We start from the raw sequence: 21,055 nt of genomic DNA on the forward strand, positions 1-21,055 counted from the left end.
TTATCTTGATTAAGCAGTCGACCTGCGGATTGGGCATGGAAACGAAAAAAAATAATATTGAGTTTATCCCTAAGTTTGAGAAATCCTTTTTACTGCCGCGCTACTGGGGCGCGTGGCTGGGCGTCTTTGCCTTCGCAGGCATCGCGCTGACGCCGCCTTCCTTTCGCGATCCGATCCTCGGAAAACTCGGCCGCTTCGTAGGGCGTTTGGCGAAAAGCTCGCGGCGCCGGGCGCAGATTAATTTGCTCTACTGTTTTCCGGAAAAAAGCGAGCACGAACGGGAAGCGATCATCGACGCCATGTATGCCTCGGCGCCGCAGGCGATGGTGATGATGGCCGAGCTGGGCCTGCGCGATCCGCAGAAAATCCTTGCCCGCGTCGACTGGCAGGGGAAAGAGATCATCGACGAGATGCAGCGTAATAACGAGAAAGTGATTTTCCTCGTTCCGCATGCCTGGGGCGTGGATATCCCGGCGATGCTGATGGCCTCCGGTGGGCAGAAGATGGCGGCGATGTTCCACAACCAGGGTAACCCGGTCTTTGATTACGTGTGGAATACCGTGCGCCGTCGTTTTGGCGGGCGTATGCACGCGCGCAACGACGGGATCAAACCGTTTATTCAGTCGGTGCGCCAGGGCTACTGGGGTTACTATCTGCCCGATCAGGATCACGGCGCTGAGCACAGTGAATTTGTGGATTTCTTTGCCACCTACAAGGCGACGCTGCCCGCGATTGGCCGTTTAATGAAGGTATGCCGCGCCCGCGTCGTACCGCTGTTTCCGGTCTATGATGGCCAAACGCATCGCCTGACGGTGCTGGTCCGCCCGCCGATGGACGACCTGCTGGACGCAGACGATACGACGATCGCCCGGCGGATGAACGAAGAAGTGGAAGTGTTTGTTAAGCCGCACACCGAGCAGTACACCTGGATCCTGAAGCTGCTGAAAACGCGCAAGCCGGGTGAAATCGAGCCCTACAAACGCAAAGAGCTGTTCCCAAAGAAGTAGTCTAAAAGAGAGCCAGTGGGCGTTCCTGGCTCACTGGCTATATTGCGTCAGTAACATCAGGTTCTCGACGACAAGCCGGTAGCGATACTCCGGGCGGCCAGTGATACCGTAGTGATTGGTCGTGAAGAGCACGTTTATCTGCTCCAGCCAAATCAGGTATTTACGGCATGACACCCTGGATATCTGCAGCGCCGCCGCCAGCTCATTGGTCGAAAAATCGCGCGCCTGATGGTCGTCAATCCACTGGCACACCAGGCGAAGGGTTTGCGGCGTCAGCCCTTTCGGCAGGCGGCGGGCGCTTTCCTGTTGCGGGATCCCGCGGCGCAGCAGGGTGTCGATATCCGCTTGGGCATAACAGGATTTCGCCTGCGTCACCTCACACTTTTTGCGCCATGCCTGCAGGGCCTCCTCAAAGCGCGGAAACTGAAACGGTTTAATCAGGTAATCCACCACGCCATAGTGCAGCGCCGTTTGTAGCGTGAGCGTATCGGCGGCAGACGTCATCATGATGACGTCAATATTCCGCCCATCTGCGCGAAGCGCCGGCAGCAGGTCCAGGCCATTCTCCTGTTGCATATAGACATCCAGCAGCAGTAGATCGACCTGCGCCAGATGGCTTAGCATCGCTTTGGCGTCGCCGATCGTCGCCGCCACCCCGCAGCAGTGAAAATCAGCTACCCGGCTGATAAACAGCCGGTTCAGGTCGGCTACCATGGGATCATCATCGACGATCAGCACATTGAACATGCGTGGTTCCCCGGTGTGGCGGGAAGCCAGCCGGCTTCCCGCAAGATGAGTTGAGGAATGACGATCAGAATGACGATCGTTTATAGGCGGTGTAGCGCGCTCGCCAGAAGGTTTTATCGATATTCGCCGCCAGCTGTGCCTCGTCAATCTGCGGCGCAACGCCGTCCCGCTGCGCGGCGCGAGCGACCTCTGCGGCAATAGCCCGGGAAATCATTTCGATCTCTTCAACCGGCGGCAGTAAAGCACCGGTTTCACGGCTCGCCAAAGGCGAGTGGGCTGCCAGGGTTTTACTGCAGGTGATCAGCATCGCTTCCGTGACGCGCTGCGCTTTACTGGCGAGGATCCCCAGCCCCAGACCGGGAAAAATATAGGCGTTGTTGCACTGAGCGATATCGTAGGTTTTGCCGTCGTAGAAGACGGGTTCGAACGGGCTGCCGGTGGCGATCAGCGCGCTTCCCCGGGTCCACTCCAGCAAATCCTTCGGCTGGGCTTCGGCCCGGGAGGTGGGGTTAGAGAGCGGCATAATAATCGGACGCGGGCAGTACCGATGCATCTCCTTCACTATCTCTTCGCTAAATAACCCCGGCTGGCCAGACACGCCAATCAGTACGGTAGGGTGGACGTTGCGTACGACATCCATCAGCGACAGTTGGGCGGACTCGGTATCCCAGTGGGCAATACTGGCTCGCGGCGTGACGAGGTCGCGCTGAAAATCGAGCAGATTGGGCATCTCATCCGTCAGCAGGCCAAAGCGGTCAACCATAAAGATACGGCGGCGTGCTTCCTCCTGCGAAAGCCCATCATCCACCATCAGCGCAATGATTTTTTCCGCAATGCCGCATCCGGCCGAACCGCCGCCAAGGAAAACTACCCGCTGGTCGCGGATCGGCGTCCCGGCCGCGGCCGCGGCGGCGATCAGCGTCCCTGAGGTCACGGCGGCGGTGCCCTGGATATCATCGTTAAAACAGCACAGCTGGTGACGATAGCGGTTGAGCAGTCGCGTGGCATTCTTTTGGGCAAAGTCTTCAAACTGAAGTAATACATTCGGCCAACGTTGCTGAATGGCATGGACAAACATGTCCATAAACTCCAGGTACTGCTCGTCGCTGATGCGCGGATGGCGCCAGCCCATATACAGCGGATCCTCCAGATGCTGCGGGTTGTTGGTGCCGACATCTAGCATGATAGGCAGCGTGGATGCCGGGTGAATGCCCCCGCAGGCGGTATATAACGAGAGTTTGCCAATGGGGATCCCCATACCACCAATCCCCTGGTCGCCCAGCCCCAGAATGCGCTCGCCATCGGTCACCACAATGACTTTGATATCATTGCGGGAAAATCCCTGCAGCATTTCGTCAATCTGGTGACGGTTGGGCCAGGAAATAAACAAACCGCGTCCCCGGCGATATATTTCTGAGAAATGTTCACACGCTTCACCCACCGTCGGGGTATAGATCACCGGCAGCGTTTCTTTCATATGACTACGCAGCAGGTTATAGAATAATGTCTCGTTAGTATCCTGAATATTCCTGAGATAGATATGGCGCGAAATACTCTTTTTGAACTGGCAAAACTGGCCCCATGCGCGCTCGGTTTGTTCTTCAATGGTTTCAACATTATGGGGTAACAGTCCCTGAAGATTAAATGCCGTGCGTTCACTTTCGGTAAAAGCAAGGCCTTTATTTAATAACGGATTTTCCAGCAGGACGGCACCGTTATAGGGAGTGTATAAGGTTTCTGTGGCTAACATTGGATGACTCCTGAATATCAAATTAAAACATTGCCTGATGTCTTGGTGTTTTATTTCCGTGATTACGAAATGAGATAAATCATGATGCCTTCGGTGACGACGCCGATGGCGGTACCCAGCAAAATAGAGGATGAGGCCGGCTCAATATAGGTATCGCTGCGCAGTGCAAACATCCCTGCCGCGATGGCGGAAGGCGTCGCGCCGATGATAATAACCTGTTGCATTAAGGTATGACTGAGCCCAAAGGCCAGTCCGGCCAGGGCCATCATTGCCGGTTGGATCAGATTTTTGATACTGATATTGGTACAGGTTTGAATATTGACCGTCGGGCGTTCGCCGTAAAACAGCAGTCCCAGGGCGAACAGTGACAGACCGCCGGCGATTTTACCCACCATTTCAATAGGCATACTGAGCATAGGTGGCAGCTGGACTCCCGCCAGGCTGAGCAATACGCCGGAAATTGGGATCCAGACGATGGGGTTTCTCACGGCCTTCAGTAGGTTTTGCAGGATCAGCTGCCCGGCGTGAAGCTGGGGTTCATCCGCGCTCCGGTGCTTGTCTCCCATGCGAATCAGGATAATAGTCAGGGGGATCATCAATACGCTGGTCACCAGGTTTCCGATAAGCACGCCGAGAAAACCCTCCGGACCTATCAGTACCGCCAGAACGGGCGCGCCAAAGTAGGCCATATCGGGGAAGGCGCAAACCAGCGACTGAATCGCGCTGGTTTTAATATCATGACGGAAAACATAGCGTGAGATCAGCAGCGTGAGAAAATAGGACCCCATCAGGCCAATGACTAACACCGCCATAAAGGTGAAGTTTTTAATTTTATCGGGATGGGTATTTAACGCGCCGATAAAAAGATGGAACGGAAGCGCAAAGCGGATCACCACCGTGGCCAGAACGGAGGCATCCTCGCGCCGGGTATAGCCTAGTTTACCGCTAAGCCATCCCAGCAGCATGATAAATACCAATGGGAAAAGAGATTGTAAGAGTAGTGAAGGCATAAGATGTCCTGACATATTTTATCGGGTTGTTGTGTCGCCAATCTAGCGATCCCGTAATATTTAAAAGGTGATAGTCATCACAGTCGCCTGCCTTTAAATAATTTCGTCTCGGATACTTTACTTACAAATAAAGAAAACAGGGTTAAATCATGGGGTTGTATCTAAGGCATTTAAATTTCACCATTGATGAAAACTTTAGCTTTATGACGATAAATTAAATTACTTAAAATCAATTTTATAGTTTAGTCACAAAGCCAACAGAAGAAATCCGTTTGTCATTTTTTGTTTTAAACGCCTGTGCTACCGTTTTGAGTGTATTTTGGTGAGCCGGTGTTTAGTGCTATTTCATTTATGTTGCTACGCAAATTTTAATATTGCGTTACTACCCTACGCTACCTCCTTATCATTCAGGTAAAAATATGGAAAATAATTCACTCAACCACCCGATAGATAAAACGCAACCGAACGGCCAATCGACACGACTTTTATCCAATATCGACGTTGGTGCCGTACCGTTAACGCTCTTTATTGGTATCGCTGCGATCGTCGCGCTCTCTGCGAGCGCGGGCCTGCTGCCGAAAAATATGATTGGCGGACTGGCGGTCATTATGACCCTGGGATTCGCGCTGGCTAAGATTGGCCGCATGGTGCCAGTACTAAAAGACATTGGCGGGCCGGCCATATTGTGTCTGATGATGCCCTCAGTATTGGTCTACTTTGGCGTGTTTGAAGCTCATACGCTCGATACTGTGCACTTGCTGATGAAAGAGGCCAATCTCCTCTATTTCGTCATCGCCTGTCTGGTTGTCGGGAGTATTCTGGGAATGAACCGCACTATTCTGATCCAGGGGATGGTGCGTATGTTTGTCCCGCTGGTGGCCGGGACCGGGGCGGCAATATTAACCGGCCTGCTGGTGGGCAGCTTATTTGGCTACAGTATTTACCACACCTTCTTTTTTATCATCGTGCCGATTATCGGCGGCGGCATCGGCGAAGGGATCCTGCCTTTGTCGCTGGCTTATTCGGCCATTCTCGGGCAAACACCTGATGTCTATGTTGCCCAGCTGGCGCCGGCCGCGGTGGTTGGGAATATTTTCGCCATTATCTGCGCTGGTTTTCTGGCGCGCATGGGCGCACGTCGTCCGGCGCTCTCCGGCAATGGGATGCTGATCCGCAGCCATGACGATAATAGCGTCTTTGCGCAACATCAGAGTACCCAACCCACCGATTTTCAGCTGATGGGCGCCGGGTTGCTGATGATTTGTGCATTTTTCATCGTCGGTGGTCTGCTGGAGAAGGTAGTGCATATTCCCGGGCCGGTGCTGATGATTCTGGCGGCCGTCTTCTGCAAATATACCAACGTTATCCCGGCGGCGATGGAGCTGGGGGCGCATAGCTGCTACAAGTTTGTCTCCGCCGCGCTGGTGTGGCCGCTGATGATCGGCCTGGGCATGCTGTATGTGCCGCTGGAGAGCGTGGTCTCGGTCTTCTCCATTGGCTACGTCGTGGTTTGCGGCTCCATCGTTATTGCCATGGCGCTGAGCGGTTTCTTTATCGCTACTCGCCTGAATATGTATCCGGTGGAAGCCGCTATCGTGACCAGCTGCCATAGCGGCCTTGGAGGAACCGGAGATGTGGCCATCCTCTCGGCGTCAAACAGGATGGGGTTGATGCCGTTTGCCCAGATTGCGACGCGGATCGGCGGGGCGTCGACGGTGATCGCCGCGACGCTGTTGTTGAGCTGGGTGGTGTAATCTGCCAGATAGTGGGCAAAAAAAAACCTGCCAGCCGCATCGCTGGCAGGTCGACACCGAGGCTTACTCGACGGTAAGGATACGGGTGGTGTTGGTGCTGCCGATGGTGCTCATCACGTCACCCTGGGTAACGACCACAAGGTCACCAGAGACCAGGTAGCCTTTGTCCCGCAGCAGATTGACGGCATCGTGCGCAGCGGCTACCCCGTCATTCTGGCTGTCGAAGAACACCGGGGTCACCCCGCGGTAGAGTGCGGTCAGGTTCAGGGTGCGCTCGTGGCGGGAAAGGGCGAAAATCGGCAGACCGGAGCTGATGCGCGAGGTCATCAGCGCGGTGCGGCCCGATTCGGTCATGGTGATGATGGCCGTGATGCCTTTCAGGTGGTTGGCGGCATACATCGCCGACATAGCAATCGCTTCTTCCACATTGTCAAACTGGACGTCCAGACGGTGTTTGGAAACGTTGAGGCTGGGGATTTTTTCGGCGCCCAGACACACGCGCGCCATCGCGGCCACGGTTTCCGACGGATACTGACCGGCAGCGGTTTCCGCAGAGAGCATCACCGCATCGGTACCATCCAGCACGGCGTTGGCCACGTCCATGACTTCAGCACGAGTCGGCATCGGGTTGGTGATCATCGACTCCATCATCTGGGTGGCGGTAATGACGGAACGGTTCAGCTGACGGGCACGACGAATCAGCGCTTTCTGGATACCCACCAGCTCTGGATCGCCGATTTCGACGCCGAGGTCGCCGCGCGCAACCATGACCACATCGGAGGCGAGGATCACGTCGTCCATCGCATCCTGATCGCAGACTGCTTCCGCACGCTCAACTTTGGCGACGATTTTCGCATCGCAGCCGGCATCGCGCGCCAGGCGACGGGCGTAGTTCAGGTCTTCGCCGCAGCGCGGGAAAGAGACCGCCAGGTAGTCGACGCCGATTTTGGCGGCGGTGACGATATCGGCCTTGTCTTTGTCGGTCAGCGCTTCGGCAGACAGGCCGCCGCCCAGCTTGTTGATCCCTTTGTTGTTAGACAACGGACCGCCGACGGTCACTTCAGTGAACACTTTCATCCCCTGAACTTCGAGGACTTTCAGCTGCACGCGACCATCGTCGAGCAGCAGGATATCGCCCGGCACGACATCCGCCGGCAGGCCTTTGTAGTCGATCCCGACTTTCTCTTTGTCGCCTTCACCTTTACCAAGGTTAGCGTCGAGCAGGAATTTATCGCCGACGTTGAGGAAAATTTTGCCTTCTTTGAAGGTCGATACGCGAATTTTTGGTCCCTGGAGGTCGCCGAGGATGGCCACGTGACGGCCCAGTTTTGCCGCAATCTCACGCACTTTGTCGGCACGGAGCTGATGATCTTCCGGGGTGCCGTGAGAGAAGTTCATACGCACTACGTTTGCGCCCGCGGCGATAACTTTTTCCAGGTTGTTATCGCGGTCAGTTGCCGGGCCTAAGGTAGTAACGATTTTGGTTCTGCGAAGCCTTCTGGACATGTAATACTCCGTTGACTGATACAACTTTGGTGTTGCGTGAACATGGATTCGGTAGCGCCAGCCTGCAACGTCGCACAGCCGGATCGTTATCGAAGGTGTAATGGGGTACTGCTTGTTATCAACTTTTATTGATTATCACTGGGTACGAACGGTTCTTTATCAAAACGCGATTCCTTCAGCGCTTCCTTGACCCTCTTCAAGTTATCTCTGAATTTTGCCCCTCGACGCAGCGTAAACCCCGTCGCCAATACGTCGATGACGGTCAGCTGGGCGAGACGGGAGACCATCGGCATATAGATGTCGGTATCTTCCGGGACATCGAGGGTGATGGCGAGCGTGGCTTCCCGGGCCAGGGGGGTACCGGCGGAGGTGAGGGCGATCACCATGGCATCGTTTTCACGGGCCAGCTGCGCCAGCTCCACCAGGCTCTTGGTTCTTCCGGTATGCGAGATAATCACCACCACATCATCGTCATCGCAATTCATACAGCTCATGCGTTGCAGGACAATGTCGTCGGAATAGATGACCGGCACGTTAAAGCGGAAAAATTTGTTCATCGCATCATGGGCGACCGCCGCCGAGGAACCGAGGCCGAAAAAGGCGATTTTTTTGGCCTGAGTCAGCAGATCCACCGCGCGATTCACCGCCGACATGTCGAGAGAATGGTGGACCTGATCTAAACTCGCCATGGCCGATTCGAATATTTTTCCCGTGTATGACTCAACGCTGTCGTCTTCATCAACATTCCGGTTAACATAGAGCGTGCCGTGCGCGAGGCTCTGGGCAAGGTGCAGTTTAAAATCAGGAAACCCGCGGGTTTCGAGACTGCGGCAGAAGCGATTGACGGTCGGTTCGCTCACCCCGGCCTCAAGGGCGAGGGCGGCGATGCTCGAATGAATGGCCTGCGCGGGGGTGGCGAGGATCACTTCCGCCACTTTGCGTTCAGATTTGCTAAGGTGTTCCAGTCGGGACTGGATTTTTTCCAGCATGTTCATTAGTAACAGGGCGCTCATCAATGGAAACGATTTCATTAATGGGTGAAATCATCGGGCGTTTTAGCAAGAATATACCCCTCCGCAAGCGCAAGCGGTGAGGAATGACGTGAAATAATGTTGTTTTTTTTCATTACATGATCAGAGTCGTATTTTACTGACCTGAAACAGGTACAAACAACGAACAATATCAGCCGGATGCCCAAATCATCGCCGAATGTTTTCACCCTGTGCGGTTTTACCGCCGCAAACGAAGGGGAAGGCTTTCGGGAAATACGTAAACACAGTACAGTGCAGTGTAAGAAAATTACAAATATAGCCTGGCAGAAGCACCAGACTATCAACTGAGGAGAATGACATGGCGGTAACGCAAACGGCCCAGGCATGCGACCTGGTCATTTTCGGCGCGAAGGGCGACCTGGCGCGACGTAAATTGTTGCCTTCCCTGTATCAGCTTGAAAAAGCGGGCCAGATCCACGCCGACACCCGCATCATTGGCGTCGGCCGTGCCGATTGGGATAAAGCTGCTTACACCAAAGTCGTGCGCGAAGCGCTGGAAACCTTCATGAAGGAAAAAATTGATGAGGGTTTGTGGGATTCCCTGAGCGGACGCCTGGAGTTCTGTAATCTTGACGTCAATGACACCAGCGGCTTCACGCGTCTGGGTGAGATGCTGGATCAACAGAACCGTGTCACCATCAACTATTTCGCCATGCCGCCGAGCACCTTTGGCGCGATCTGCAAAGGTCTGGGCGAAGCGAAGCTCAATGCCAAGCCTGCGCGCGTGGTGATGGAAAAACCGCTGGGTACCTCGCTGGAAACCTCGCGTGAAATCAACGACCAGGTCGGCGAGTTTTTTGAAGAGTGCCAGGTCTACCGTATCGACCACTACCTCGGTAAAGAGACGGTCCTCAACCTGCTGGCGCTGCGCTTTGCCAACTCTCTGTTCGTCAATAACTGGGACTGCCGCACTATCGACCATGTCGAAATCACCGTCGCGGAAGAGGTGGGTATTGAAGGGCGCTGGGGTTACTTCGACCAGGCCGGGCAGATGCGCGACATGATCCAGAACCACCTGCTGCAGATCCTCTGCATGATTGCCATGTCACCGCCGTCCGATCTCAGCGCCGACAGCATCCGTGATGAAAAGGTCAAGGTCCTGAAATCCCTGCGCCGCATTGATCGCTCCAACGTGCGTGAGAAAACCGTTCGCGGCCAGTACACCGCCGGCTTTGCCCAGGGCAAAAAAGTGCCGGGCTACCTGGAAGAAGAGGGCGCCAACAAAACCAGTAACACCGAAACCTTCGTGGCTATCCGCGTCGATATCGATAACTGGCGCTGGGCCGGCGTACCGTTCTATCTGCGCACCGGCAAACGTCTACCGACCAAATGCTCTGAGGTCGTGGTTTACTTCAAAACTCCGGAGCTGAACCTGTTTAAAGAGACCTGGCAGGAGCTGCCGCAGAACAAGCTGACCATTCGTCTGCAGCCGGACGAAGGGGTGGATATCCAGGTGCTGAACAAAGTGCCGGGCCTCGACCATAAGCATAATCTGCAGATCACCAAGCTGGATCTGAGCTACTCCGAGACCTTCAACCAGACGCACCTGGCCGATGCTTATGAGCGTCTGCTGCTGGAGACCATGCGCGGTATCCAGGCGCTGTTCGTCCGCCGTGATGAAGTGGAAGAGGCGTGGAAATGGGTGGATTCCATCACCGAAGCCTGGGCTGCCGACCGCGATGCGCCGAAACCGTATCAGGCAGGGACCTGGGGACCGGTTGCGTCGGTGGCGATGATCACCCGTGACGGCCGCTCATGGAACGAGTTCGAGTAAGCTCGCCGCCTAATCCGTCAGGGTTATTTTACCGGTAACATGATCTGACGCAGAAAGTCGCACGCTTTTTAATCTTTTAAGCCCCGTGAGGATTCACCCACGGGGCTTTTTTTATTACACTGCTTTCAGACATTTTGCCCCTGAGCGCTGGTGTTGGTGGCCTTTAGCACAAAAATACGTCATCACGCAGCGGCCGGACAGATACAAATTTGAGGAGCCTTTATGAATTCGACAATGTTACGGGTAACAAATCGCATTATCGAACGGTCGCGTGACACCCGCGCGGCTTACCTCGCAAGGATTAACCAGGCCAAAACCGACACCGTGCATCGTGCGCAACTGGCCTGCGGCAATCTGGCTCACGGTTTCGCGGCCTGTCAGGCTGACGACAAAGCCTCTCTGAAAAGCATGTTGCGCAACAATATCGCCATCATTACCTCCTACAACGATATGTTGTCCGCGCACCAGCCCTACGAACACTATCCGGACATCATCCGTAAAGCGCTGCATAGCGCCAATGCGGTCGGCCAGGTGGCCGGCGGCGTGCCGGCAATGTGCGACGGCGTAACCCAGGGGCAGGACGGTATGGAGCTCTCATTGCTGAGCCGCGAAGTGATCGCCATGTCCGCCGCTATCGGTCTGTCGCATAACATGTTCGATGGCGCGCTATACCTCGGGGTATGCGATAAAATTGTTCCTGGCCTGACCATGGCGGCGCTCTCTTTCGGCCATCTGCCGTCGGTCTTTATTCCCTCCGGTCCAATGGCCAGCGGCCTGCCTAATAAAGAGAAGGTCCGCATTCGCCAGCTGTACGCGGAAGGTAAAGTGGATCGTATGGCGCTGCTGGAGTCCGAAGCCGCCTCTTATCACGCGCCGGGAACCTGTACTTTCTACGGCACGGCGAACACCAACCAGATGGTGGTCGAGTTTATGGGCATGCAACTGCCGGGATCGTCCTTCGTCCATCCGGATGCCCCGCTGCGGGACGCGCTGACCGCCGCTGCCGCACGCCAGGTCACCCGCATGACCGGCAATGGCAACGAGTGGATGCCGCTGGGGAAAATGTTCGACGAAAAAGTGGTGGTCAACGGCATCGTGGCGCTGCTGGCGACCGGTGGCTCCACCAACCATACCATGCACCTGGTGGCGATGGCCCGCGCGGCGGGGATCATCATTAACTGGGACGATTTCTCCGACCTGTCAGACGTGGTGCCGCTGCTGGCGCGCCTCTATCCCAACGGCCCGGCGGATATCAACCACTTCCAGGCGGCGGGCGGCGTTCCGGTACTGGTGCGCGAGCTGCTGAAAGGCGGCCTGCTGCATGAGGATGTTCACACCGTCGCTGGCTTTGGTCTGTCGCGTTATACCCTGGAGCCGTGGCTCAACAACGGCGAGCTGGACTGGCGTGAAGGGGCGACAGCGCCGCTTGACGATCAGGTCATCGCGACCTTCGAGAAACCGTTCTCCCGCCACGGCGGCACCAAGGTGCTGAGCGGCAACCTGGGGCGCGCGGTAATGAAAACCTCGGCGGTCCCGGTGGAGAATCAGGTGATCGAAGCGCCGGCGGTGGTGTTCGAGAGCCAACACGACGTATTGCCGGCCTTTGAAGCGGGCCTGCTGGATAAAGATTGTGTGGTGGTGGTCCGTCATCAGGGGCCAAAAGCGAACGGGATGCCAGAATTACATAAACTTATGCCGCCACTTGGTGTATTATTGGACCGCCGTTTCAAAATAGCGCTGGTGACCGATGGCCGACTCTCTGGCGCCTCCGGTAAAGTCCCGTCAGCAATCCATGTCACGCCTGAAGCCTATGATGGTGGGTTGCTGGCGAAAGTGCGCGATGGCGATGTGATTCGCGTGAACGGGCAGACGGGAGAACTGACGCTGCTGGTGGACGATGCCGAACTGGCGGCGCGTCAGCCGCATATCCCTGACCTCAGCGCGTCGCGCGTGGGAACCGGTCGGGAGATGTTTGGGGCGCTGCGTGAGAAGCTCTCTGGCGCGGAGCAGGGCGCAACCTGCATCACTTTTTAAGACGATTTTATTTCTAGATCTGGCGAGAGAAAATCCTGATGAAAAACTGGAAAACAACAGCAGAAGCAATCCTCACCTCCGGTCCGGTTGTCCCGGTTATCGTGGTGAAAAAGCTGGAGCATGCGGTACCGATGGCGAAAGCGCTGGTCGCGGGCGGCGTGCGCGTGCTGGAAGTCACCCTGCGCACCGAGTGCGCCCTGGAAGCGATCCGCGCGATTGCTAAAGAAGTGCCGGACGCGATTGTCGGCGCGGGCACGGTCACCAACGTCGAGCAACTGAAAGCGGTAACGGAAGCTGGCGCGCAGTTCGCTATCAGCCCGGGACTGACCGAATCCCTGCTGAAAGCGGCGACCGAAGACGGCACCATTCCGCTGATCCCGGGGATCAGCACGGTTTCCGAGCTGATGCTGGGTATGCAGTATGGTCTGAAAGAGTTTAAATTCTTCCCGGCGGAAGCCAACGGCGGCGTGAAAGCCCTGCAGGCGATTGCTGGTCCGTTCGGCCACATTCGTTTCTGCCCTACCGGCGGTATTTCTCCGGCCAACTACCGTGACTACCTGGCGCTGAATAGCGTGCTGTGCATCGGCGGTTCCTGGCTGGTGCCAGCCGACGCGCTGGAGGCCGGCGACTACGATCGCATCACCACCCTGGCGCGTGAAGCGGTGGAAGGCGCGAAGTAAACCGCGCCTCAGGGTCGACAACCCGGTCAGCGGCAACGCGACCGGGTTTTTTTGTCTTTAGCCTTCGACGATGACCGCAGCGGCGGCGGTTTTAGCCCGCGCTACGGCCTCTTCAACCGAATCGGCAACGGCGAGGGTCACCCCCAGGCGGCGGGTACCGTCAATCTCGGGCTTGCCGAACAGTCGCAGCTGCAGGCCAGCCCCGACGGCCGATTGCAGCTGGCCAAAGCTGACGTTCTGACTGGTCAGCTGCGGAAGGATCACTGCGGAAGCGGCGGGACCATACTGGCGGATAGCGCCGACGGGCAGTCCAAGAAAGGCACGAACGTGCAGGGCGAATTCCGAGAGATCCTGCGAGATCAGCGTTACCATGCCGGTGTCGTGTGGGCGCGGGGAAACTTCGCTGAAGATCACCTCGTCGCCGCATACGAACAGTTCCACGCCAAACAGGCCATGACCCCCCAGCGCCAGCACTACCTTGCGGGCGATGGCCTGGGCACGTTCGAGGGCCAGGTCGCTCATCTGCTGCGGTTGCCAGGACTCACGGTAATCGCCGTCTTCCTGGCGATGGCCAACCGGGGCGCAGAAATGCACGCCGTCGACGGCGCTGACGGTGAGCAGGGTGATTTCGAAATCGAAATTCACCACCCCCTCGACGATCACCCGCCCGGCGCCGGCGCGGCCGCCCTGCTGCGCATAGCGCCAGGCTTCGCTGAGCTGGTCAGCCGAGCGGATAAAGCTCTGACCTTTGCCGGAGGAGCTCATCACTGGTTTGACGATGCACGGCAAACCGATGTCGGTGACCGCCGCGCGGAAGCCTTCTTCGCTGTCGGCAAAGCGATAGCTGGAGGTGGGGAGCTGCAGCTCTTCTGCCGCCAGGCGGCGAATGCCTTCGCGGTTCATGGTGAGCTTAGCCGCCCGCGCCGTGGGGACTACTTTCTGCCCGGCCTGTTCCAGTTCAACCAGGGTATCGGTAGCAATAGCTTCGATCTCCGGCACGATGTAATCGGGTTTTTCCTGTTCAATCAGAGCGCGCAGGCTCTCGCCGTGCAGCATATTGATGACATGGGCGCGGTGGGCGACCTGCATCGCCGGGGCATCGGGGTAGCGGTCGACGGCGATAGTTTCAATGCCCAGACGCTGACATTCAATAGCGACTTCTTTGCCCAGCTCGCCGGAACCTAACAGCATTACTTTGGTGGCTGCCGGGCGCAGCGCGGTGCCTAATACAGTCATAACTCTCTTCCGCAGTAAAAAAAGATGCTGCCGATTATAAACGAAAACGTTTGCGTCTGTCTTTACGCGCGTGAGTTGAGTCCGGAGAGGAAATTTGTTATACTGTATAAAAATACAGTATTGAGAGGCTGCAGCATGGCGGTTGAAATTAAATATGTTGTGATCCGCGAAGGTGAGGAAAAAATGTCTTTTGCCAGCAAAAAAGAGGCCGACGCTTACGACAAAATGCTCGATCTGGCAGAGGTGCTGAATGACTGGCTGGTGGCATCGCCGCTGGAGATGGATGACGCCCAGCGTGACACCATGGCGATGTGGCTGGCAGAGCGAAAAGAGGCGCTGCAGCATATCCTGCGCGTCGGCCGATTGCCGGAGCAGGATGCGTCCGCGCACGACTCACCCGCGCCGTCGGCGGCAGAAGAGGCTTCTCCAGCGGAAGACGCCGCGGCGCCAGCGACCAAAGCGCGTAAGGCGAAAGTGGCCTGACTGGCGGCAGCCAGCTATGGCCTGGCTGGGCAGGGATTTGTCTGCCGCGCCCACCTTTGCGCATCTTTAGCCAGATCTAACATTTCCTGACATCGCGTCGTTTAGGCTGATAGCAGTGTTTTATCACCTGAGAGGAAAACCATGGCTAACTGGCTTAATCAACTGCAGTCGCTGCTCGGGCAGCAGGGCGCGTCATCGACAGGCGAGTCGTCAAAAGGGAGCGCACTGCTGCCCGGCGCGATTGGCGGGCTGGCCGGGTTGCTGGTGGCCAGTAAATCCTCACGCAAACTGCTGGCGAAGTACGGCACCAGCGCGCTGCTGGCTGGCGGTGGGGCGGTGGCGGGTACGGTGTTATGGAACAAGTATCAGCAGAAGATGCGCGCTCAAAACGCGCCTGTCCCCGGGGCGAACACGCCGGCTGCCGTGCCGGCGGACGTTGATCCGCGCAGCGTGCGACTGATCACCGCACTGGTTTTTGCCGCCAGGAGCGATGGTCATATAGATGACCACGAACGGGCTAATATTGAAGCCCAGCTGCGGGCGGCCAATATCGACGTTCAGGCCCGGGTGCTGATCGACCAGGCGCTGGCCCAACCGCTGGATCCTCAGCGTCTGGCGGAGGGCATCGTTGATCCGCAGGAGGCACTGGAGCTCTACTACGTCAGCTGCGCGGTCATTGATATCGACCACTTTATGGAACGCAGTTATCTGAACGCGCTGGGAGACGCTTTGTCACTGCCAAAGGATGTCCGGGCCGATATAGAACAGGATATCCAGTCACAAAAACAAGCGCTAAGCGTCTAAATTATCACGTTTCGCTTGCATCGCCCGCGTCTTTTGCCACCCTTATAGACACGTCATCATTCAGGCGCCGCCGTGTGACCTGAATGCTCTTGTGTCACGATAAAGCAGCAGAAGAACAACATGCCACCTAAAGCCAAACGGATCCCTCACGCCATGACCTTGCATGGCGATACACGCATCGATAACTATTACTGGCTGCGCGACGATGAGCGCGCGCGACCTGACGTGCTGGAGTACCTGCACGCGGAGAACGCCTATGGCAAGCGGGTGATGGATTCGCAGCTCAGCCTGCAGGAACGTCTGCTGAAAGAAATTATCGACCGCATTCCGCAACGGGAAGTCTCCGCCCCTTACAGTAAAAATGGTTTTCGCTACCGTCAGGTTTACGAGCCGGGCTGTGAATACGCCATCTATCAGCGCCAGTCGGTGCTCAAAGAGGAGTGGGACGAGTGGGAGATCCTGCTCGACGGCAACCAGCGGGCGGCGAAAAGTGAGTTCTACACCCTTGGCGGACTGGGCGTCGCGCCGAATAACCAATTGATGGCGGTGGCGGAGGATTATCTTTCCCGCCGCCAGTATGGCCTGCGCTTCTGCAACCTTAGCAGCGGTGAATGGTACCCGGAGATCCTGGAAAATGTTACCTCCGGGTTTGCCTGGAGCAATGATTCCCGCTTTGTGTGGTACGTGCGTAAACATCCCACCACGCTGCTGCCTTATCAGGTCTGGCGCCACACGGTGGGTACCGCGGCGCAGAGTGATGTGCTGGTTTATGAAGAAAAAGATGAGACCTTCTACGTCAGCGTACATAAGACCACTTCCCAGCAGTTCGTGGTGATTTATCTCTCCAGTGCCACTACCAGTGAAGCACTGCTGCTCAACGCCGAACTGCCTGACGCCGAGCCGGTCTGCTTCCTGCCGCGGCGGAAAGATCACGAATACAGCCTCGATCACTATCAGCACGCGTTCTATCTACGATCTAACCGCGAGGGGAAGAATTTTGGCCTCTACCGTACCGTGCTGCGCGATGAAGATCAGTGGACCACGCTGATCCCACCGCGTCACGACGTGATGCTCGAAGGATTTACGCTGTTTACTGACTGGCTGGTCGTCGAGGAGCGCCAGCGCGGCCTGACCAGCCTGCGGCAAATTAACCGCAAGACCCGGGAGGTGGTAGGGATCGCCTTTGACGATCCGGCCTATGTCACCTGGCTTGCCTATAATCCGGAACCCGAAACGTCGCGACTGCGCTACGGGTATTCCTCCATGACCACGCCGGACACCCTGTTTGAACTGGACATGGATACCGGCGAGCGGCGGGTTATCAAGCAGCAGGAGGTGAAGGGGCTGGACACGAGCTGCTACCAGAGCGAACACCTGTGGGTGACCGCCCGTGATGGCGTCGAGGTTCCGGTATCGCTGGTCTACCATCGCGACCATTTCCGCAAAGGGAGCAATCCGCTGCTGGTCTATGGCTACGGCTCGTATGGCGAGAGTATCGATGCCGATTTCAGCGCCAGCCGGTTGAGCCTGCTCAACCGCGGCTTTGTCTACGCCATCGCCCATGTCCGCGGCGGGGGCGAGCTGGGGCAGCAGTGGTATGAGGACGGCAAATTTCTGTGTAAGAAAAATACCTTCAACGACTATCTGGACGTCTGTGACGCGCTGCTGGCCCAGGGGTACGGCGATCCGCAGCTCTGCTATGGCATGGGGGGCAGCGCCGGCGGGATGCTGATGGGCGTGGCCGTTAACGAACGTCCTGAGCTGTTTCATGGCGTGATAGCCCAGGTGCCGTTCGTCGATGTGGTTACCACCATGCTGGACGAATCTATTCCACTGACCACCGGGGAATTTGAAGAGTGGGGGAATCCACAGGATGAAACCTATTACCACTACATGAAAAGCTACAGCCCCTACGACGGCGTCCGGGCGCAGGCTTATCCGCATATGCTGGTCACCACCGGACTGCACGATTCCCAGGTGCAATACTGGGAGCCGGCGAAATGGGTGGCCAAACTGCGGGAACTGAAAACCGACGATAACCTGCTGCTGCTCTGTACCGATATGGATTCCGGCCATGGCGGCAAATCCGGGCGCTTTAAAAGCTATGAAGGGGTGGCCCTGGAGTATGCCTTTTTCATTGCCCTGGCGCAGGGGACACTGCCGGGAAAAGCGGCTGTGTGACGATTATTCCCCGAGGTAGTGTTTGAGGGTCAGACGCAGTTCGGGGCTCATCCGGTCGAGATTGTTGAATAACCAGCGCAGGTAGCCGGGGTCGTTTTCAGCAATTTCGGCCACCGCTTTACCCCGGTATTTGCCGAAGGTAAAGGTGGTGAGCAGCGCCGGGCGGCCGGTGATATCGGCCATTTCGTCAGGCGTCCAGCCGGAAACGTTAATGATATCCAGCAGCAGCGCGGCGGTGATATAGCAGTCATACAGCGCGCGGTGGTGATGCAGCCCCGGCGGGGTCGCCACATTCAGCTTACGTGATTTATATAACCCCATATTGCTGTATTTGATACCCGGCCACAGGCGGCGGGCCAGCTTCATGGTACAAATCCACTCGCCGCTCATCTCCGGTAGCACCCGGCGGTCAAAGCTGGCGTTGTGCGCGACATACCAGGGGCTGCCAAGATAATGCGGAATAATCTCTTCAATCCACGGCTTATCGGCGACCATCTCTTCCGTTATACGGTGGATAGCCATCGCCTGCGGCGTAATGGGGCGATCAGGACGCACCAGATGGCTCATCGGGTTAGTGATTCGCCCATCGACAATATCGACCGAGGCGATTTCGACGATGCCCCCCTGCAGGCCGCAGGTTTCGGTATCAATGACGCGCAGCATGGCTCGCTCCAGAGCAAAACAACAAGCGTAAAGGAATTGGGTGGTCTTGCCAACCGATGGGGAGCAGACGGGCGCGCATTATTTCTGCTTCGGCTCCCAGGGCAGTCGGGAAAGCGAGACAGAGGCCAGCCGATGGGCGATCAGTCGTTCGCGGAACCAGTCGTGCAGATGGGCGGGCTGCTCACGCTCGACCAAATCAGCGACCACCGGCATGTTGTATCGCTCCTTAAAGGCGACGCCGGCGGCGGCGAGATCGACGTTGACCTTATCCATCTCAGCTTGCGAAATTTTGGCCAGATTTCTTTCCATTATTAACTCCAGTGTGCTGGTAAACCCGGTCGAGGCGCTGACGCTTAGCTCGACTCTGCCATTATACAGGGTTATTCTCTGTCCTACAGACATAACAAAAGGGAATGACGAATATGCGACTCCTCGCTGGACGCGCGTTGCGCCTCTCCGTTGCGTTTGCCGGTATGTTAACCGCGGCAGGCGCCTTCGCCCATGCTCACCTGCAACAGCAGATCCCCGCCGCGGGTGCCCAACTGACCGCGCCCCCTCAGACGCTGACGCTCAGTTTCTCCGAAGGGATCGAACCGGCCTTCAGCGGCGTGACCGTCACCGGTCCGCAGCAGCACGCGGTAGCCGCCGGTAAACTGACCCGCAGCGCTGACAACCCCGCTCAGGTCACCTTACCCCTGGCGGAAACGTTGTCTCCGGGGGAGTACACCGTAGCATGGCATGTGGTCTCGGTTGACGGCCATAAAACCAAAGGGCAATACACTTTTAGCGTGAAGTGATCGATGTTGACCGGGCTCTATATCACGCTGCGTTTTGGGCACTTTATCACCCTGATGTTGGCTTTTGGCTGCGTGCTGTATGGCGCCTGGTGGGCGCCGGTACCGCTGAGGCGCGTGCTGATGCACCGCTTTTATCCGCTATTGCGCCCCCTGATGTTGATTGGCGCGCTCTCAACCGTGGCGCTGTTTCTGCTGCAGGGGGGGATAATGGGCGACGGCTGGGCGGATGTCTGGCAGCCCGCCGTTTGGCAGGCGGTAGCGGGAACCCGCTTCGGCGGGGTGTGGATCTGGCAGATCCTGCTGGCGTTGACTGCTCTCGCCGTGGTGTGGATCCGTCCCCATCACGGCGCCAGGCAACTGATGGCCCTGCTGGCGGCCCAGCTGCTGCTTTCCGCCGGGGTTGGGCATGCTGCTATGCACGATGGCTTACTCGGCGCCCTGCAGCGCACTAATCATGCCGTCCACCTCTTCTGCGTCGCCAGCTGGTTCGGCGGCCTGTTGCCCTTCATCTACTGCCTGCGTTTGGCGCAGGGGCGCTGGCGTCAGGCTGCGGTCTATACCATGGCGCGCTTTTCGCGTTATGGACATCTGGCGGTGGCCGGCACCCTTGCCAGCGGCGTGGTCAATGCGCTGTTGATCCAGGGGGCGGTGATCGGAACCTCGCCCTGGGGACGCATGCTGTTGATCAAATGTGCGCTGGTCGCCGGGATGGTGGTAATTGCCTTAGTGAACAGGTATGTTCTGGTACCGCGCATGTCGGCAAGCGGTTCGCGGGCGGAAAGCCTGATCCTGCGAACCACGCAGGCTGAGATAGGGCTGGGCGCGCTGGCGCTGCTGGCCGTCAGTCTGTTTGCCACCTGGGAACCTTATTGAATTAACTGGCAAAATCATGAAAAAAATTGTTCTGACCATGTTGTTACTGGCAAGCTCCGGGGCTGCTCTGGCGGCGCCGCAAATTATCACCGTGAGCCGCTTTGAAGTGGGGAAGGAGAGTTGGGCGTTCAACCGTGAAGAGGTGATGTTGACCTGCCGTCCGGGTAACGCGCTTTACGCCATCAACCCGAGTACGCTGGTCCAGTATCCGCTCAATGACGTCGCGGAACAGCAGGTTAAAGCCGGCAAGACGACCGCGCAGCCGATCTCGGTGATCCAGATCGACGATCCGCAGCACCCGGGACAAAAAATGAGCCTTGCGCCATTTATCGAGCGAGCGCAGAAGCTCTGCTAGCGTTCCGCGTTATCTTACTGTAATAGCATAAAAAAAACCGCCCTTGCCGGATAACGGCAGTGGCGGTTTTTTACTGGCTGACAGCCGTTTCCCAGGAATTATACGACCACATTGGCCACGGACTGGAAAAGCTGACGCGTTAAACTATTCTTATAGTGCAAGGCGACTTAGCCTGCATTAATGCCAACTTTTAGCGCACGGCTCTCTCCCAAGAGCCATTTCCCTGGACCGAATACAGGAATCGTATTCGGTCTCTTTTTATCGGTAACTTTCTGCTTTCGCAATAGCCAGCGACATCATGTCAGTCAAACCCCAGGCTGGCCTCTGGATGTCCCGTTATAGCACACCG

The 21,055-nt window shown here is 56.9% G+C and carries 20 protein-coding genes; 12 read left to right on the top strand and 8 right to left on the bottom strand.

Annotated elements, in window-relative coordinates; translation table 11 throughout:
• The first annotated feature begins 35 nt into the window (after window positions 1-35).
• Window positions 36-1,007: a lauroyl-Kdo(2)-lipid IV(A) myristoyltransferase gene (gene lpxM / locus CW267_RS02565; protein WP_008804253.1), complete on the top strand. Its 972-nt coding sequence runs from the start codon at window positions 36-38 to the stop codon at window positions 1,005-1,007.
• Between the two features lie 30 nt (window positions 1,008-1,037).
• Here the strand turns inward: lpxM and dcuR are convergent, their stop codons facing one another.
• The 3 genes from dcuR to CW267_RS02580 form a co-directional block, all read right to left on the bottom strand.
• Window positions 1,038-1,754 (bottom strand): two-component system response regulator DcuR, encoded by a 717-nt coding sequence (dcuR, locus tag CW267_RS02570; RefSeq protein WP_100780972.1) that lies wholly within the window; start codon window positions 1,752-1,754, stop codon window positions 1,038-1,040.
• A gap of 64 nt (window positions 1,755-1,818) precedes the next feature.
• Window positions 1,819-3,504, bottom strand: a complete 1,686-nt coding sequence (locus tag CW267_RS02575; protein ID WP_012967678.1) for an NAD-dependent malic enzyme — start codon at window positions 3,502-3,504, stop codon at window positions 1,819-1,821.
• Between the two features lie 62 nt (window positions 3,505-3,566).
• Window positions 3,567-4,514: an AEC family transporter gene (locus CW267_RS02580; RefSeq protein ID WP_012541253.1), complete on the bottom strand. Its 948-nt coding sequence runs from the start codon at window positions 4,512-4,514 to the stop codon at window positions 3,567-3,569.
• Window positions 4,515-4,933: 419 nt separating this feature from the next.
• Between CW267_RS02580 and CW267_RS02585 the strand changes: the two genes are divergently transcribed.
• A complete protein-coding gene (locus CW267_RS02585; RefSeq protein WP_012967679.1) occupies window positions 4,934-6,268 on the top strand; it encodes a 2-hydroxycarboxylate transporter family protein in 1,335 nt (444 codons plus the stop codon).
• A gap of 63 nt (window positions 6,269-6,331) precedes the next feature.
• Here CW267_RS02585 and pyk read toward each other — a convergent pair whose 3' ends face one another.
• Entirely contained in the window at window positions 6,332-7,774 is a 1,443-nt protein-coding gene (gene pyk, locus CW267_RS02590) for a pyruvate kinase (protein WP_002911440.1), read from the bottom strand.
• Between the two features lie 125 nt (window positions 7,775-7,899).
• Window positions 7,900-8,805, bottom strand: coding sequence for a MurR/RpiR family transcriptional regulator (locus CW267_RS02595; protein ID WP_162493240.1), 906 nt, complete (start codon window positions 8,803-8,805; stop codon window positions 7,900-7,902).
• Between the two features lie 159 nt (window positions 8,806-8,964).
• Here CW267_RS02595 and CW267_RS02605 point away from each other — a divergent pair, with 159 nt between their 5' ends.
• From CW267_RS02605 to CW267_RS02620, 4 genes are all read left to right on the top strand, one after another.
• Window positions 8,965-9,114, top strand: a complete 150-nt coding sequence (locus tag CW267_RS02605; protein ID WP_004145554.1) for a hypothetical protein — start codon at window positions 8,965-8,967, stop codon at window positions 9,112-9,114.
• Window positions 9,115-9,124: 10 nt separating this feature from the next.
• Complete coding sequence (gene zwf, locus CW267_RS02610; protein ID WP_008804260.1) at window positions 9,125-10,600, top strand: glucose-6-phosphate dehydrogenase; 1,476 nt, start codon at window positions 9,125-9,127, stop codon at window positions 10,598-10,600.
• A gap of 222 nt (window positions 10,601-10,822) precedes the next feature.
• Entirely contained in the window at window positions 10,823-12,634 is a 1,812-nt protein-coding gene (edd, locus tag CW267_RS02615; protein WP_023297878.1) for a phosphogluconate dehydratase, read from the top strand.
• A 38-nt stretch (window positions 12,635-12,672) separates the two neighbouring features.
• The gene (locus CW267_RS02620) at window positions 12,673-13,314 is read left to right on the top strand and encodes a bifunctional 4-hydroxy-2-oxoglutarate aldolase/2-dehydro-3-deoxy-phosphogluconate aldolase (protein ID WP_002911423.1); all 642 of its coding nucleotides are present in this window, start codon (window positions 12,673-12,675) and stop codon (window positions 13,312-13,314) included.
• A 57-nt stretch (window positions 13,315-13,371) separates the two neighbouring features.
• On the opposite strand, the gene purT is transcribed toward CW267_RS02620, so the two are convergent.
• Window positions 13,372-14,550: a formate-dependent phosphoribosylglycinamide formyltransferase gene (purT, locus tag CW267_RS02625; protein ID WP_012541255.1), complete on the bottom strand. Its 1,179-nt coding sequence runs from the start codon at window positions 14,548-14,550 to the stop codon at window positions 13,372-13,374.
• Window positions 14,551-14,685: 135 nt separating this feature from the next.
• Between purT and CW267_RS02630 the strand changes: the two genes are divergently transcribed.
• The 3 genes from CW267_RS02630 to ptrB all read left to right on the top strand — a co-directional run bounded on the left by CW267_RS02630 (window position 14,686) and on the right by ptrB (window position 18,018).
• Complete coding sequence (locus CW267_RS02630; RefSeq protein WP_012967680.1) at window positions 14,686-15,033, top strand: YebG family protein; 348 nt, start codon at window positions 14,686-14,688, stop codon at window positions 15,031-15,033.
• A 141-nt stretch (window positions 15,034-15,174) separates the two neighbouring features.
• Window positions 15,175-15,837, top strand: a complete 663-nt coding sequence (locus CW267_RS02635) for a tellurite resistance TerB family protein (protein WP_080895567.1) — start codon at window positions 15,175-15,177, stop codon at window positions 15,835-15,837.
• A gap of 120 nt (window positions 15,838-15,957) precedes the next feature.
• Window positions 15,958-18,018, top strand: a complete 2,061-nt coding sequence (gene ptrB / locus CW267_RS02640) for an oligopeptidase B (RefSeq protein ID WP_012541258.1) — start codon at window positions 15,958-15,960, stop codon at window positions 18,016-18,018.
• A 3-nt stretch (window positions 18,019-18,021) separates the two neighbouring features.
• On the opposite strand, the gene exoX is transcribed toward ptrB, so the two are convergent.
• Together exoX and CW267_RS02650 are read right to left on the bottom strand one after the other, a co-directional pair.
• A complete protein-coding gene (gene exoX, locus CW267_RS02645; RefSeq protein WP_008804267.1) occupies window positions 18,022-18,681 on the bottom strand; it encodes an exodeoxyribonuclease X in 660 nt (219 codons plus the stop codon).
• A gap of 78 nt (window positions 18,682-18,759) precedes the next feature.
• The gene (locus CW267_RS02650; protein WP_100780971.1) at window positions 18,760-18,990 is read right to left on the bottom strand and encodes a DNA polymerase III subunit theta; all 231 of its coding nucleotides are present in this window, start codon (window positions 18,988-18,990) and stop codon (window positions 18,760-18,762) included.
• Window positions 18,991-19,103: 113 nt separating this feature from the next.
• Between CW267_RS02650 and yobA the strand changes: the two genes are divergently transcribed.
• The 3 genes from yobA to CW267_RS02665 are packed head-to-tail and all read left to right on the top strand — an operon-like array spanning window position 19,104 to window position 20,706.
• Complete coding sequence (yobA, locus tag CW267_RS02655) at window positions 19,104-19,478, top strand: CopC domain-containing protein YobA (RefSeq protein ID WP_038421459.1); 375 nt, start codon at window positions 19,104-19,106, stop codon at window positions 19,476-19,478.
• Window positions 19,479-19,481: 3 nt separating this feature from the next.
• Window positions 19,482-20,351, top strand: coding sequence for a copper homeostasis membrane protein CopD (gene copD / locus CW267_RS02660; RefSeq protein ID WP_100780970.1), 870 nt, complete (start codon window positions 19,482-19,484; stop codon window positions 20,349-20,351).
• Between the two features lie 16 nt (window positions 20,352-20,367).
• Window positions 20,368-20,706: a YebY family protein gene (locus CW267_RS02665; protein WP_008804271.1), complete on the top strand. Its 339-nt coding sequence runs from the start codon at window positions 20,368-20,370 to the stop codon at window positions 20,704-20,706.
• The last annotated feature ends 349 nt before the right edge of the window (window positions 20,707-21,055 follow it).

The sequence above is a fragment of the Klebsiella sp. X1-16S-Nf21 genome, from assembly GCF_002837615.1.
Lineage (GTDB): Bacteria > Pseudomonadota > Gammaproteobacteria > Enterobacterales > Enterobacteriaceae > Klebsiella > Klebsiella variicola.

What these genes read in the sequence shown, in the direction of transcription:
- pyk (WP_002911440.1), bottom strand. Translation starts at nt 7,774, where the DNA reads ATGTCCAGAAGGCTTCGCAGAACCAAAATCGTTACTACCTTAGGCCCG.
- CW267_RS02595 (WP_162493240.1), bottom strand. Translation starts at nt 8,805, where the DNA reads ATGAAATCGTTTCCATTGATGAGCGCCCTGTTACTAATGAACATGCTG.
- purT (WP_012541255.1), bottom strand. Translation starts at nt 14,550, where the DNA reads ATGACTGTATTAGGCACCGCGCTGCGCCCGGCAGCCACCAAAGTAATG.
- ptrB (WP_012541258.1), top strand. Translation starts at nt 15,958, where the DNA reads ATGCCACCTAAAGCCAAACGGATCCCTCACGCCATGACCTTGCATGGC.
- zwf (WP_008804260.1), top strand. Translation starts at nt 9,125, where the DNA reads ATGGCGGTAACGCAAACGGCCCAGGCATGCGACCTGGTCATTTTCGGC.
- CW267_RS02630 (WP_012967680.1), top strand. Translation starts at nt 14,686, where the DNA reads ATGGCGGTTGAAATTAAATATGTTGTGATCCGCGAAGGTGAGGAAAAA.
- CW267_RS02605 (WP_004145554.1), top strand. Translation starts at nt 8,965, where the DNA reads ATGCCCAAATCATCGCCGAATGTTTTCACCCTGTGCGGTTTTACCGCC.
- CW267_RS02585 (WP_012967679.1), top strand. Translation starts at nt 4,934, where the DNA reads ATGGAAAATAATTCACTCAACCACCCGATAGATAAAACGCAACCGAAC.
- copD (WP_100780970.1), top strand. Translation starts at nt 19,482, where the DNA reads ATGTTGACCGGGCTCTATATCACGCTGCGTTTTGGGCACTTTATCACC.
- CW267_RS02650 (WP_100780971.1), bottom strand. Translation starts at nt 18,990, where the DNA reads ATGGAAAGAAATCTGGCCAAAATTTCGCAAGCTGAGATGGATAAGGTC.
- CW267_RS02620 (WP_002911423.1), top strand. Translation starts at nt 12,673, where the DNA reads ATGAAAAACTGGAAAACAACAGCAGAAGCAATCCTCACCTCCGGTCCG.
- CW267_RS02665 (WP_008804271.1), top strand. Translation starts at nt 20,368, where the DNA reads ATGAAAAAAATTGTTCTGACCATGTTGTTACTGGCAAGCTCCGGGGCT.
- lpxM (WP_008804253.1), top strand. Translation starts at nt 36, where the DNA reads ATGGAAACGAAAAAAAATAATATTGAGTTTATCCCTAAGTTTGAGAAA.
- edd (WP_023297878.1), top strand. Translation starts at nt 10,823, where the DNA reads ATGAATTCGACAATGTTACGGGTAACAAATCGCATTATCGAACGGTCG.
- yobA (WP_038421459.1), top strand. Translation starts at nt 19,104, where the DNA reads ATGCGACTCCTCGCTGGACGCGCGTTGCGCCTCTCCGTTGCGTTTGCC.
- dcuR (WP_100780972.1), bottom strand. Translation starts at nt 1,754, where the DNA reads ATGTTCAATGTGCTGATCGTCGATGATGATCCCATGGTAGCCGACCTG.
- exoX (WP_008804267.1), bottom strand. Translation starts at nt 18,681, where the DNA reads ATGCTGCGCGTCATTGATACCGAAACCTGCGGCCTGCAGGGGGGCATC.
- CW267_RS02635 (WP_080895567.1), top strand. Translation starts at nt 15,175, where the DNA reads ATGGCTAACTGGCTTAATCAACTGCAGTCGCTGCTCGGGCAGCAGGGC.
- CW267_RS02575 (WP_012967678.1), bottom strand. Translation starts at nt 3,504, where the DNA reads ATGTTAGCCACAGAAACCTTATACACTCCCTATAACGGTGCCGTCCTG.
- CW267_RS02580 (WP_012541253.1), bottom strand. Translation starts at nt 4,514, where the DNA reads ATGCCTTCACTACTCTTACAATCTCTTTTCCCATTGGTATTTATCATG.